Origin of the sequence: Gemmobacter megaterium (assembly GCF_900156815.1) — a bacterium.
GTDB classification, from domain to species: Bacteria; Pseudomonadota; Alphaproteobacteria; order Rhodobacterales; family Rhodobacteraceae; genus Wagnerdoeblera; species Wagnerdoeblera megaterium.
On record NZ_FTOT01000001.1, the window covers coordinates 762,362 to 776,220 of the forward strand.

The 13,859-nt window shown below is 66.5% G+C and carries 10 protein-coding genes; 5 read left to right on the top strand and 5 right to left on the bottom strand.

What is annotated here, in order from left to right; translation table 11 throughout:
- The first annotated feature begins 40 nt into the window (after positions 1–40).
- From serS to trpB, 5 genes are all read left to right on the top strand, one after another.
- On the top strand, positions 41–1,333 hold the full coding sequence (serS, locus tag BW970_RS03615; RefSeq protein ID WP_076528741.1) for a serine--tRNA ligase: 1,293 nt from the start codon (positions 41–43) through the stop codon (positions 1,331–1,333).
- A gap of 55 nt (positions 1,334–1,388) precedes the next feature.
- On the top strand, positions 1,389–2,627 hold the full coding sequence (locus BW970_RS03620; protein WP_076528743.1) for an MFS transporter: 1,239 nt from the start codon (positions 1,389–1,391) through the stop codon (positions 2,625–2,627).
- A gap of 10 nt (positions 2,628–2,637) precedes the next feature.
- Entirely contained in the window at positions 2,638–3,312 is a 675-nt protein-coding gene (locus BW970_RS03625) for an orotate phosphoribosyltransferase (RefSeq protein ID WP_076528745.1), read from the top strand.
- A 228-nt stretch (positions 3,313–3,540) separates the two neighbouring features.
- Positions 3,541–5,034, top strand: coding sequence for a replicative DNA helicase (locus BW970_RS03630; RefSeq protein WP_076528747.1), 1,494 nt, complete (start codon positions 3,541–3,543; stop codon positions 5,032–5,034).
- Between the two features lie 114 nt (positions 5,035–5,148).
- The gene (gene trpB / locus BW970_RS03635; RefSeq protein WP_076528750.1) at positions 5,149–6,381 is read left to right on the top strand and encodes a tryptophan synthase subunit beta; all 1,233 of its coding nucleotides are present in this window, start codon (positions 5,149–5,151) and stop codon (positions 6,379–6,381) included.
- Between the two features lie 136 nt (positions 6,382–6,517).
- On the opposite strand, the gene der is transcribed toward trpB, so the two are convergent.
- The 5 genes from der to BW970_RS03660 all read right to left on the bottom strand — a co-directional run bounded on the left by der (position 6,518) and on the right by BW970_RS03660 (position 13,840).
- Positions 6,518–8,005, bottom strand: coding sequence for a ribosome biogenesis GTPase Der (der, locus tag BW970_RS03640; protein WP_076528752.1), 1,488 nt, complete (start codon positions 8,003–8,005; stop codon positions 6,518–6,520).
- 70 nt (positions 8,006–8,075) lie between these two features.
- The gene (locus tag BW970_RS03645) at positions 8,076–9,422 is read right to left on the bottom strand and encodes an outer membrane protein assembly factor BamB family protein (RefSeq protein WP_229740431.1); all 1,347 of its coding nucleotides are present in this window, start codon (positions 9,420–9,422) and stop codon (positions 8,076–8,078) included.
- A 59-nt stretch (positions 9,423–9,481) separates the two neighbouring features.
- On the bottom strand, positions 9,482–10,150 hold the full coding sequence (locus BW970_RS03650; RefSeq protein WP_076528754.1) for a hypothetical protein: 669 nt from the start codon (positions 10,148–10,150) through the stop codon (positions 9,482–9,484).
- 160 nt (positions 10,151–10,310) lie between these two features.
- On the bottom strand, positions 10,311–12,161 hold the full coding sequence (locus tag BW970_RS03655; RefSeq protein WP_076528756.1) for an ABCB family ABC transporter ATP-binding protein/permease: 1,851 nt from the start codon (positions 12,159–12,161) through the stop codon (positions 10,311–10,313).
- 107 nt (positions 12,162–12,268) lie between these two features.
- Positions 12,269–13,840, bottom strand: a complete 1,572-nt coding sequence (locus tag BW970_RS03660) for a LysM peptidoglycan-binding domain-containing protein (protein WP_076528758.1) — start codon at positions 13,838–13,840, stop codon at positions 12,269–12,271.
- Positions 13,841–13,859 lie beyond the last annotated feature (19 nt).

Below are 13,859 nucleotides of genomic sequence, written 5' to 3' on the forward strand. Positions count from 1 at the left end.
AGGCCGCCAATCCACCGGAATCCCTGACAGGAGCCAGCCCATGCACGACATCCGCCTGATCCGCGAAGCGCCCGAAGCCTTTGACCGCGCCCTCTCGCGCCGGGGTGCCGCGCCGATGTCGTCGCAGATTCTGGCGCTGGACAATGACCGGCGGGCCAAGATCCTGGCCGCCGAAACCGCGCAGGCGGATCAGAACAAGGCCAGCAAGGACGTGGGCGCCGCCAAGGCACGCGGCGATGATGCCGAATTCGAACGCCTGCGCGCCCTGGTGGCCGAGAAAAAGGCCGAGGTTGCCCGGTTGCAGACCGAGGCCACGGCCCAGGATGCCGCGCTACGCGATCTGTTGATGACCCTGCCCAACATCGTGCTGGACGAGATCCCCGATGGCGCCGACGAAGACGCCAATATGGAGCTGCGCCGCTGGGGCACCCCGCGCGAGATGAACTTTGCCCCGGTCGAGCATTTCGAGATCCCGGCCGTGAAACCCGGCATGGACTTTGAAACAGCCGCCAAATTGTCGGGCAGCCGCTTTGTCGTGCTCAAGGGGGCCGTGACCCGCGTGCATCGCGCGCTGGCGCAGTTCATGGTCGACACCCATGTCGAAGAGCATGGCCTGACCGAGACCTGGACCCCCGTCCTGGTCAAGGAAGATGCGATGTACGGCACCAATCAACTGCCGAAATTCGCCGAGGACAGCTATCAGACCACGAATGGCTGGTGGCTGATACCGACGTCGGAAGTCACCATGACCAACTTTGCGGCCGGCGAGATCTACGACGAATCGCAGTTGCCCATCCGCATGACCGCCGCCACCCACTGTTTCCGCTCCGAGGCCGGGTCGGCGGGCAAGGACACCACGGGAATGCTGCGTCAGCACCAGTTCGAAAAGGTCGAGATGGTGACGCTGTGCACGCCGGAAGCCGCGCTGGCGGAGCACGAGCGGATGACGGGCTGCGCCGAGGCGATCCTGCAAAAGCTGGGGCTGCCCTACCGCGTCGTCGTGCTCTGCGCCGGGGACATCGGCTTTGGCGCGCAAAAGACGCATGATCTGGAGGTCTGGTTGCCCGGCCAGAACCGCTACCGCGAGATTTCCTCGGTCTCGACCTGCGGACAGTTCCAGGCCCGCCGGATGAACGGGCGCTATCGCCCTGCGGGCGGCGGCAAGCCCGATTTCATCGCCACGCTGAACGGCTCGGGCCTGGCGGTGGGGCGCACGCTGATTGCCGTGCTGGAAAACGGTCAGCAGGCCGATGGCTCGGTCGAGCTGCCCGAGGTGCTGCACCCCTACCTGCGCGGCCGCACGCGGATCACGGCACAGGGCGATCTGGCCTGACTTGCACTTGCCTGATGCGGCGTCCAGAGTGGCGCCGGATCAGGGAGGGCACTGCATGACACCCACAACCGTGCTGGACAGCCGCAGATCGTGGCTGCGCCTTGGCGTGACCATGCTGGTCGGCATTTTCGTCAATGCAGGCATGTGGACGATCATCGTCATCATGCCGCAGATGGAACGGGCCTTTGGCCTGACCCGTGCCGATGCCTCGCTGATCTTTGTCATCACGATGCTGGGCTTTGCGCTTGGGAATGTGGTCACGGGCCGCATGGTGGACCGCGCGGGCGTCGTGCCCACCTTGTTGGGCGCGGCGGCGCTGGTGGGCACCGGGCATCTGGCGGCGGCCTTTGCACCGACCGTCTGGCTGGTGGCGCTGGCACAGTTCGTCGTGGGCCTTGGCAGCGCGGGCGGGCTGGCGCCCCTGATGGCCGATATCTCGCACTGGTTTCTCAAGCGGCGCGGCATTGCGATGTCGGTGGCGGCCTCTGCCAATTACATGGCCGGGGTGACTTGGCCGCTGCTGCTGAATGTCTGGATCGCGGCCTGGGGCTGGCAATGGGCCTATGCCATGGTCGGGGCGGTGCTGATCGTGGTGGTGCCGCCGCTGGCCTGGGCCCTGCGCGCCCGCGCCCCGGCCGAGGCCAGGGCGGCGTCCGACCGTGCCGCCGCCAGCCGGGCCATGAATGCGGGCATGTCGGCCAATACCCTGACGCTGTTGTTGCTGGTCGCGGGGATTGCCTGCTGTGTCGCCATGGCGATGCCGCAGGTGCATATCGTCGCCTATTGCATGGATCTGGGCTATGGCCCCGCCGTGGGCGCCGAGATGCTGTCGCTGATGCTGATGGGCGGGGTGGTGTCGCGGCTTGCGGGCGGCGTGATCTCGGACCGTATCGGCGGGGTGGCCACGCTGCTGCTGTTCGGCTCGATGCAGATGGTGGCGCTGTTCCTGTATATCCCGTTCGACGGTCTGGTGCCGCTCTATGTCGTCAGCCTGATCTTTGGCCTGTCGCAAGGTGGCCTGCTGCCCTCCTACGCGCTGATCGTGCGGGAATACATGCCGGCCTCGGTCGCAGGGGCGCGGGTGGGGCTGATCATGATGGCCACCATCCTGGGCATGGCGATCGGCGGCTGGATGTCGGGCTGGATTCACGATGTGACGCAAAGCTATGCACTGGCCTTCATCAACGGCATCCTGTGGAACGGGCTGAACGTCGGCATCGCCATCTGGATCATGTGGCGCGCAGGCCGGTTGCGAATCCCGCCCCAAGCTGGCAAAGCCGCGGCGTCAGCCTGAAGGAGCGCCCATGATCCCGTCCAGCTTTCCGCCCAAGGAAGAAATCGCCCGCCTGGCCGCAGGCATGTTGCTGGACATCAAGGCGGTGCATTTCTGCGCCGACCCGCCCTATACCTATGCCTCGGGCCTCAAGGGCCCGACCTATATCGACTGCCGCAAGCTGATCAGCTTTCCGCGCATCCGCTCGGTGCTGATGGATTTCCTGACCGTCACGGTCATGCGCGACGCGGGGCTGGAGGCGTTCGACAACATCGCCGGGGGCGAAACCGCCGGCATCCCCTTTGCCGCGCTGGTGGCCGAGCGGATGGCGCTGCCAATGACCTATGTGCGCAAGAAACCCAAGGGATACGGTCGCAACGCCCGCATCGAAGGCGCCATGACCGAGGGGCAGCGCGTGCTGTTGGTCGAGGATCTGACCACCGATGGCGGCAGCAAGCTGTCCTTTGTCGATGCGATCCGCGAAACCGGCGCGACCTGCGGCCATACGGCGGTGATCTTTTACTACGGCATCTTTGACGAAACCGTGCCGCGCCTGCGCGCGCATGGGGTCGAACTGTCGTGGCTGTGCACCTGGTGGGATGTGCTGGCCGTCGCCAAAGAGCGCAAGGCATTCGACGCCCGCACCCTGGCCGAGGTCGAGGCCTTCCTGACCAGCCCCGAGGCATGGCGCGCCGCCAACCCGTAAAAAACCGGGGGATAACCCTGTGGGCAGGATGTGCAGACCATCGCGCCCCGACAGATCCGAATCGGCGATCTCGTGCCGGTCCTGTGTCGGTCCACAATAGGTGGTGGCGCAGACTCGGCATTCGCGTTATCCTTGGGCTTATACCGGACTTGTCCCCAGTTTCCTCCACTTGCCCCTTGGCCGGTGGATCGGATAGGGGTCTGGTCTTGCAAAAACCGGCAGGCAGGCATGAACGACATTGCAAAGATCGCGCCCGTGCCATCGGCACAGGTCGAACCCGACGCGTTGCCCCATAATATCGAGGCAGAGCAGCAGCTTCTTGGCGCTATCCTGACGAACAACGATGTCTATGACCGCATCGCCGCGCTGGTGAAGGCCGAACATTTCTACGACCCCGTACATCAGCGCATCTTCGAGATTGCCGCCGCCCGCATCCAGAAGAACGCCCTTGCCTCTCCGGTGACGCTCAAGGCCTTTCTGGACGATGACGCCGGGTTGAAGGAACTGGGCGGCCCCGCCTATCTGGTGCGTCTGGCCGGGGCGGCCATTTCGGCCTTTGCCGCGCGCGATTATGCCCAGATGATCTATGACCTTGCCGTGCGACGCGAACTGATCGCGCTGGGGCGCGACATCGCGGACCGCGCAGCCAAGGTCGAGGTCAGCTCGGAGCCCCGCGACCAGATCACCGAGGCCGAACAACGCCTGTACAAGCTGGGCGAACAGGGCGTTGCCGAACGCGGGTTCCAGTCGTTCCTGCGCGCGGTGACAGCGGCGGTCGATGTGGCCAATGCCGCCTATCAACGTGGCGGCGGCCTGTCGGGCATTCCCACCGCGCTGATCGACCTCGACAAGAAGCTGGGCGGCCTGCATCCGTCGGATCTGATCATTCTGGCCGGGCGCCCCTCGATGGGGAAAACCTCGCTGGCCACCAACATCGCCTTCAACGTCGCCAAGGCCTACAAACGCGGGCGCAAACCCGATGGCAGCGATGGGGCCGTCGAAGGCGGGGTCGTCGGTTTCTTCAGCCTGGAAATGTCGGCCGAACAGCTTGCCGCACGGATCCTGTCCGAAGCGTCAGAGGTGCCCAGCGAACAAATCCGCCGCGGCGACATGACAGAGCATGAGTTCCGCCGTTTTGTCGAAGCGGCCAAGGCGCTGGAATCCTGCCCGCTCTATATCGACGATACGCCGGCCCTGCCCATCAGCCAGGTCGCGGCCCGTGCCCGGCGGCTCAAGCGGACCCATGGCCTCGATGTGCTGATGGTGGACTATCTGCAACTGCTCAAGGGCTCGTCCAAGGACAACCGCGTGCAGGAGGTCTCCGAGATCACCCAAGGCCTCAAGGCGATTGCCAAGGAACTGAACATCCCGGTCATCGCCCTGTCGCAGTTGTCGCGCGCCGTCGAAAGCCGCGAGGACAAGCGCCCCCAACTGTCCGACCTGCGGGAATCAGGCTCGATCGAACAGGATGCCGATGTGGTGATGTTCGTGTTCCGCGAAGAATACTACAAGGAACGCGAAAAGCCGTCGGATCACGAGCTGGAAAAGATGGCCGCCTGGCAACAGGTGATGGAAAACTGCCATGGCAAGGCCGAGGTGATCATCGGCAAACAGCGCCACGGCCCCATCGGCACGGTGGAACTGTCGTTCGAAGGCCGCTTTACCCGCTTTGGCAACCTGGCCCGCGAATGGCAGTCCGACCGGGGCGGCGACGCCTACTAGGGCGCGCAACGCCGCGCATCCGCCCGTGCTGCACCGCACAGCCCCGCCAGCGGCGCCCTGTTCCCATTCCTGCTGCGCCTGCTATATGAAGGGCGACAGCTCAAGGGGGACGACATGGCGGATACTGCGCTCAACAGCTACAAGACCGGGCCGGACGAGTCGGGGCGCTTTGGCATCTTTGGCGGTCGGTTTGTCTCGGAAACCCTGATGCCGCTGATCCTCGAACTGGAACGGCAATATGACATCGCCAAGACCGATCCGACCTTCTGGGCCGAGATGGAGGATCTGTGGAAGAACTTCGTCGGCCGCCCCTCGCCGCTGTATTTCGCGGAACGGCTGACCAATCACCTTGGCGGCGCCAAGGTCTATTTCAAACGCGAAGAACTGAACCACACCGGCGCGCACAAGATCAACAACGTGCTGGGCCAGATCATCCTCGCCCGGCGCATGGGCAAACAGCGCATCATCGCCGAAACCGGGGCCGGACAGCACGGCGTGGCCACCGCCACCGTCTGCGCCAAGTTCGGCCTGAAATGCATCGTCTACATGGGCGCGCATGATGTCGAGCGTCAGGCGCCCAATGTGTTCCGGATGCGGCTGCTCGGGGCCGAGGTGGTGCCCGTCACCTCGGGACGTGGCACGCTGAAGGATGCCATGAACGATGCGCTGCGCGACTGGGTGACCAATGTGCGCGACACCTTCTATTGCATCGGCACCGTGGCCGGCCCCCACCCCTATCCGGCCATGGTGCGCGATTTCCAGTCGGTGATCGGCAAGGAAACCCGCTGGCAACTGGAAGAGCATGAAGGCACGGGCCGCCTGCCCGATGTGCTGGTCGCCGCCGTGGGCGGCGGATCGAACGCCATGGGGCTGTTCCATCCCTTCCTCGATGACAGCTCGGTCCGCATCGTCGGCGTCGAGGCGGGCGGCAAGGGCGTCGATGACCGGATGGAACATTGCGCCAGCCTGACCGGCGGCCGCCCCGGCGTGCTGCATGGCAACCGCACCTATCTGCTACAGGATGCCGATGGCCAGATCCTCGAAGGCTATTCCATCTCGGCCGGGCTCGATTATCCCGGCATCGGTCCGGAACATTCCTGGCTGCACGACATCGGCCGCGTCGAATATGTCAGCATCACCGATGCCGAGGCGCTGGAGGCGTTCCAGCTGTGCTGCGAACAGGAAGGCATCATCCCGGCGCTGGAATCCTCCCATGCCCTGGCCCAGGTCACAAAACTGGCGCCGACCCTGCCCAAGGACCAGATCATCGTGATCAACCTTTCGGGCCGCGGCGACAAGGACATCTTCACGGTGGCCAAACATCTTGGCTTTGACATGAAGATCTAGGGACCGCGTCCCTTCATCTTGCCAAAAATACCCACAGGGGGTTTTCAAGGGGGCGCGTGTGCCCCCTTGAGACATCTCCGCCCATGCAACGCCGGTGGTCCAGGCCCCAGGGACGGCATCCGCCGCCCCGGACCCGTCACTCCCGGCCCGAACGTTCCTTGCCGCTCTTTCCGGCCTTGCCGTCCATGTGCTTGCGCAGGCGCGAGGGCGTGTGGAACTTCTTCTCGCGGTAGGGGTTCTGGTCGCCCTGTCCGCGCAGGAAAATACGGATCGGCGTGCCCGGCATGTCAAAGTCGGCCCGCAACCCGTTGACGAGATAGCGTTTATAGCTCTCCGGCAGTTCATCGGGACGCGAACATTTCACCACGAAGCCCGGCGGGCGGGTCTTGGCCTGGGTGATGTAGCGCAGTTTGATCCGGTGGCCGCCCGGTGCAGGCGGCGGGTGCGCTTCGGTCATGGCGCCCAGCCACTGGTTCAGCTTGGCGGTCGGAATGCGGCGGTTCCAGACCTCATGCGCCTTCAGGATCGCGGTATGCAGCCGGTCCATGCCCCGGCCCGTCTTGGCCGAAATCGTCACCAGCGGCGCACCGCGCAACTGCGGCAGCAGGCGCTCGAACATCTCTTTCAGCTCGGCGAGCTTTTCCTGCTTGTCCTCTTCCAGATCCCATTTGTTGACCGCCACCACCACGGCGCGGCCTTCGGTTTCGGCAAAGTCCGCGATCCGCAAATCCTGGGTCTCGAACGGAATATCCGCATCCAGCAGCACCACGACCACCTCGGCAAAGCGCACCGCGCGCAACCCGTCGGCCACCGACAGCTTTTCCAGCTTTTCGACGACCTTGGCCTTTTTCCGCATCCCTGCGGTGTCCCAGATGCGCACATGGGTACCCATCCATTCGGACTTGACCGAGATGGCATCGCGGGTGATGCCGGCCTCGGGGCCGGTCAACATGCGGTCTTCGCCCAGGATCTTGTTCACCAGCGTCGATTTGCCCGCATTCGGGCGCCCGATGATGGCAATCTGCAACGGCTTGGCCGCGGTGATCAGCGGGGCCGCGCCCTCGTCCTCGCTATCCTCGGGGATATCGACATCGACTTCGGGCGCATCCAGCGCCGCGCGTTCGGCGAATTGCTCGGCGATCGGGCGCAGCACATGATAGATGTCCTCCATCCCCTCGCCATGCTCGGCCGAAATCCGCAACGGCTCGCCAAGCCCAAGCTCCCAGGCTTCCAGCGCCCCGGCCTCGCCGGCCTTGCCTTCGGCCTTGTTCACACCAAGAATCACCTGCGCACGCTTGCGACGCAAAATGTCGGCAAAAACCTTGTCGGTCGGCGTCACGCCCACCCGTCCGTCGATCAGGAACAGGCACACATCGGCCATGTCCACCGCGCGTTCGGTCAGGCGGCGCATCCGGCCCTGAAGGCTGTCATCGGTGACTTCCTCCAGCCCGGCCGTGTCGATCACGGTGAATCGCATATCCATCAACCGGGCGTCGCCCTCGCGCAGGTCGCGGGTCACGCCGGGCTGGTCATCCACCAGCGCCAGACGCTTGCCCACCAGACGGTTGAACAGCGTGGACTTGCCCACATTGGGGCGGCCGACGATGGCAAGGGTAAAGGTCATGGCGTCAGTCTCCGGTCGGGCGCGGGATCAGACACCCGCGCCAAGCCCTGCGCCATACACGCTTTCGCCGTCAGCGAAAAGCCTGAACCTGACCGTTGGAGGTGACGACGAACAGCGTGCCCCCCGCAACTGCCGGAGGGGCCGTGGCCCCGGCAGGCATCTGGATCACCCCCAGTGGTGCCCCGCTTTCGGGCGAGAAGAATCGCACCAGCCCGTCGGACGACGCGACGACCAGCCGCCCCCCGGCCAGAACAGGCCCGAAATGCGCGACAGTCGCGCCCTGGCGCCGCACGCGATCACGGGTGAAATGCCCCATCGGGACCGACCACACCGTCTCGCCGGTGGCCGCATCCAGCCGCACCAGCGACCCGATGTCCGACACCAGGAACACCGCGTTGCCCACGGGCCAGACTGGCCCCATCGCCCCTTCGCGGGCCTCCCACAGCATGGCGCCGGTATCGGCGGCAAACGCCGCCGTCCGCCCCGCGGCAGAGCCGACATAGACCTTGCCACCCGCCACCACCGGATCGCCGGTCAGTTCGACGACAAAGGCGGCGGCACGACCGGCCCGCTGCCCGACTACCGCGCCCTGCCACCGGGGTTCGCCCTTGGCACGGTCCAGCGCAATCACCTGCCCCGACGAGAAGGGCATGATGACCAGCCGGTCCGCGACCGCCGGAGCCGTGCCACCGGCCATCCCTGCACCATCACGCACGCCGGACTGCACCCAGACGATCTTGCCATCGGCGGCATTCACCGCCCAGCTTGCCCCGTCGCGCCCGACCACATAGACCGTGCCGCCGACAACGGCCGGGGCCCCGGCCACCGGGCCATCGAATTTCTGCCGCCAGATCACAGCGCCCGAGGCAGGGTCGAGCGCCAGCAGCTCGCCAAAGCCGGTGCTCACGAACAGCTTGCCATCGGCAAATGCCAGACCGCCGCCGCCCGCCGCCTCGGAGCTTTCCCCTGCGGGTGTCACATCCACCGACCAAACAGTGCCGCCCGACGCCGCCGACAACGCCGTCAGCCGGTTACGGGCATCCATGGCATAGACAGTGCCGCCAGCCACGATCGGCGCGGTCACGATCCGGTTGCGCCGGTTGTCGCCGGTTCCGATGGCTGCGCTCCAGATCCGCTGCGGGGCCGATGACAGCGCCAGATGCGGCATCGACCGCGATGCGCTGCCCGCACGATGGGTCCAGTCGGCAATGCCAACCGCCGCCCCGAGCGCTACCGGCACGGACCTGTTTTCGGGCGCCGCCGGATCGGCAACACGCGCACCTTCTGCCGCAGGCAGGGTCTCGTCCAGCGGCGTGCGGGTGTCGAACCGCTGTCCGGCCAGATAGGTCGGACGTTCGCACCCGGCCAGCACGCCAACCAGCGCCACCGCCCCCACCAGACCAAGGATCTTTGCCACGATACGCTTTCCCCTGCCCTTTGCCGGTTTCCGCTGCCCCAAGGGACGCGGCCTGCGGCCTAGTTCTGCGCAGCCCCGGAGCCGCCGCCCAGCACCACAATCATCTGCCCCGCCCGCGCACGCAAGGCCGAAGGCGCCTGCGTATCGCCTGCCAGCGTGCGGAAATCCGCCAAGGCCCCGTCGCGGTCGCCTGCCGACAGCTTGTCCAGCGCGATCTGTTCCAGCGCCAGCGGGCGGAACGGGCGGCCCGGCTCTGCCAAGGCGGCCAGTCCGGCCGCACGCTCTTGCAGATCGACGCCTGCACCGGGTGCGGCCAGACGGCGCAACGCCGCCAGATCGCGCCAGATCGGCGAAACCGAACCATCCGCCGCCACACCGGCAAGATCCGCCAGCGCCTTGTCCCGCGCCACACCCTCGGGCCCTGCCAGCGCCTCGCCAGCGGCCAGCAGGCGCAACATGGCGGCATTGTCGCCGGTCGCGGCAATGGCGGCCAGCGCCTCGGCACGCGCCGGAGCATCGGGTGCATCCAGAGCGGCCAGGATAGAATCGCCAAATGCCTCGGCAGTCTGCCGGGCCTGATGGGCCTGCCATTCGTACCATGCGGCCCCGGCGACCAGCGCCACAACGCCTGCCACGCCGATCCAGCCATACCGGCGGAGATAGCCGAACAGACGGTCGCGGCGGACCTCGTCGGTCACTTCGTCAATGAAGCTGTCGGTGTTCGACAAGGTCGCCTCCGTTGCAGGTCGGCCCGTCTTACACGCAAGCGCGCGGCCTTGCCAACCCCCGGACCGGCACCGGGCGACCGCCGGGCCATTCTTTCACGCTCCAGCAAGCCCTTGGCCTCTGGCCCGAATGGCTGGTGGCCGGCAACCCGGCCCGCCACGATCACGCAGGCGGTTGCGACACTTCGGCGGATTGCCGCGCCCACATGGCCGCATAGCGCCCGTCGCGCGCCAGAAGTTCGTCGTGGCGGCCGCGCTCGACCACTTCGCCTTGCTCCAGCACGACGATCTCGTCGGCATCGGCAACGGTGGACAGCCGGTGCGCGATCATGATCACCGTGCGGCCTTCGCCCATCTCGCGCAGCGAATCCTGGATGTCGCGTTCCGTCTGGGTGTCGAGCGCGCTTGTCGCCTCGTCCAGCAAGAGGATCGGCGGGTTCTTCAACAATGTCCTGGCAATACCGACGCGCTGCTTTTCCCCGCCGGACAGTTTCAGGCCACGCTCCCCGACCTTGGTGTCATACCCTTCGGGCAGCGACATGATGAAATCGTGAATCCGTGCCGCGCGCGCGGCGCCCTCGACCTCGGCCCGGCTGGCATCGGGGCGGCCATAGGCGATGTTGTAGAACACGGTATCGTTGAACAGCACCGTATCCTGCGGCACCACGCCGATGGCGCCATGCAGACTGTCCTGCGTGACCTCGCGCAGATCCTGCCCGTCGATGCGCACGGCGCCTGCCGTCACATCATAGAACCGGAACAGCAGCCGCCCGATGGTTGACTTGCCGGATCCCGACGACCCCACCAGCGCCAGAGTATGGCCCGCAGGTATCCGCACAGAGACCCCTTTCAGGATCGGACGCGACGGGTCATAGGCGAAATGCACATCGTCCAGCACCACCTCGCCGCCCGTGACCTTCAGATCCGGCGCACCGGGCCGGTCCACGATCTCGGCGGGCTGGCCCAGCAGGCCGAACATCTCGCCCATATCGACCAGCGCCTGCCGGATCTCGCGGTACACCGACCCAAGGAAGTTCAGCGGCATGGTGATCTGGATCATATAGGCATTGACCATCACGAAATCGCCCACCGTCAGGGTGCCCGCCTGTACCCCACGGGCCGCCATGACCATCACCGCCACCAGACCAAAGGTCAGCAGCAGGGTCTGGCCGATGTTGAGAAAGTTCAGCGACTGCCCGGTCTGGACGGCGAATTTCTCATACCCCTCCATCGCGGCATCATAGCGCTCGGCCTCGCGCTTTTCGGCGCCGAAATACTTGACGGTTTCAAAGTTCAGAAGGCTGTCGATGGCCTTCTGGTTCGCGTCGGTGTCCAGTTCGTTCATCTTGCGGCGAATCTGCACCCGCCATTCGGTGACCCGAAAGGTGAAGACGATATAGGCCGTGATCACCCCGACGACCGTCAGCATGTAGGACAGCCCGAAATAGCTGGCGAAAATGGCAGAAACGAGGATCAGCTCCAGGATCAGCGGCCCGATGGAAAACAGCAGGAACCGCAGCAGGAAGTCCACGCCCTTGACCCCCCGCTCGATGATCCGGCTGAGCCCTCCGGTCTTGCGGGTAATGTGATATCGCAACGAAAGCTGGTGGATATGTGTGAAGGTTTCCAGCGCCAGCCGCCGCAAGGCCCGCTGGCCGACCCGGACAAACACGAAGTCGCGCAATTCCGCAAAGGCCGTGTTCAGCAGGCGCGCCAGCCCGTAGGCCACCGTCAAACCGACCGCCCCAAGGCCAAGGGCCGCAGCCAGCCCCTGGGGCGTTGCCGTGCTCAGGCCATCGACCGCCGCCTTGAAGAACCACGGGGTGGAGACCGAGATGATCTTGCCGACGAACAGCGCGATCAGCGCCAGAACGACGCGGCGTTTGACCCAGCCTTCGCCGTCCGGCCACAGATAGGGCACGACACGGCGCAGCGTCTGGCGTGCCGGGGCACGCGGAACATCCTGCGGCGCGGGATTGCGGGAGGGCGAGGGATCAGGGCGGGAAGCGGGCATGTCATACCTTCCAGGAGACACGCGCCGCACCGGCCCGCGCTCCGGTGGGGAGTTCAGGCCCATGATCTAGGCCCGGCGTCAGGTCTGGTAAACCCCCAAGCGGGGGTTCAGTCCGGATCGGGCAGCGAAAACACCTGACCGGGATAGATCAGATGCGGATTGCGGATCTGCGTGCGGTTGGCCTCGAACACCTTGACGTATTCGATGCCCCGCCCATAGCGCTGCCGCGCGATACCCCACAATGTAAAGCCCGGCTGAACTGTCACAAGCTGCGCGGCCGTATCGCCCGTGCCGCCCTCGGTGGCCAGCGCGGCAGCCGCAGCCAGCGCCTCGGGCGCCTCGCGCAGGAAGGGGGTTTCCGAACGCGCCTCGACCTTGCCCTCGACAGTCACCTGATCTGCGCGCAGGGTATACAGGCCCGGATCCACTGGCGGCAGCGTGCCGTGCCAGGCGCCTGTTTCATCAACCAATGTATCAAGTTGCGGGGCGTTGTTCAGGTAAACCCTGATGACGGATCCCACGCCCCCCCTGCCTGCGACCCGCACCGCCCCGGCGTCCGAATAGGAAATCGTCTCGATCGCCAGCTTCACATCCGTCGCGGGGCGCAACACCCTGACCCCCTGGTCCGACACCAGCAGGCTGGCCGGTTGTGTTGGCGCCGCTTCGGGCTGTGGCTGCGGTGTCGGGTCGGCGGCGACGGGCGCGGCTTCGCCGCTGGCGGCCTGCTGCGGCGATGGTGCGGTGGCGACAGCAGGGGGGTGCGGGGCCGGTGCCGGCAAGGTCGCGGCGGCTGAGCCTGCGGCAGCAGGCGGTTCCGGCGCCCCGGCAACCGCGGCTGGGGGTTCCGGCACAGCGGGTTGCGACGTGGTGATTTTCGGCACAGCGGGTTCCGGCACCGGGGGTGCCGCATCGCCCGATACGTCGGCTGTCAGCTCGGTCTCCGCCTCGGGCGGTGCTGCTGGCGGTTCGGCGCCGTCGGGTGCGGAACCTGCCGGCGCTTCCGCCGCCGGTGCGCCCGCTGCCGTGTCGGCGGCCATGGCCTGCGGCGGCTCCGCTGGCCCGGACTCTGCCATCCCGGCACCGGCAGCCGTCGGCGCGGCGGCGGGTGCTACGGGGTCCGCCGCCGGTTCGGGTTCGGGGGGCGGCGCCAGTTCGGCCACCGCAGGCACCGGAATGACCGGCGCGATCACGACGCTTTCCACAGAGGCCAGGCTGCGTCCATCGGCCAGGTCCAGCCGCAGGGTCAACATGCGCGGCACCGATGCCGGGTCCAGCGAGAAGATCGCGGCAAAGCGGCCAGCGGAATCGACCCTCGCCTGCGCCACCTCGGCGCCGTCGATCAGGATCCCCACCCCGGCCCCGCCAATGCCGAGTCCCGCGACAATCGCGCTGCCGTCCGCGCCCAGACGGAACGTGTCGAACCGTGGCGGGGCTGGCTGCTGCACGCCGACCTCACCAGGCGGCGGCGCGGCAGGGTCGGGCACCGGCGCCACTGCGACCGGAGCGGGCGCAGGCGCCGCCGGAACGGGTGCAGGCGCAACCGGGGCCGCCACAGGTTGCACGGCCGGGGCTTCCGTCGTTCGTATCCAGAATTGCCAGCCCAGCACGGCCAGACTCACGACCACGCCACCGGCAACCGCCCCCAGCACCACACCGGACAGACCCGTCTTTTCCGTCATTCCCATCCCCTTGCCGCCC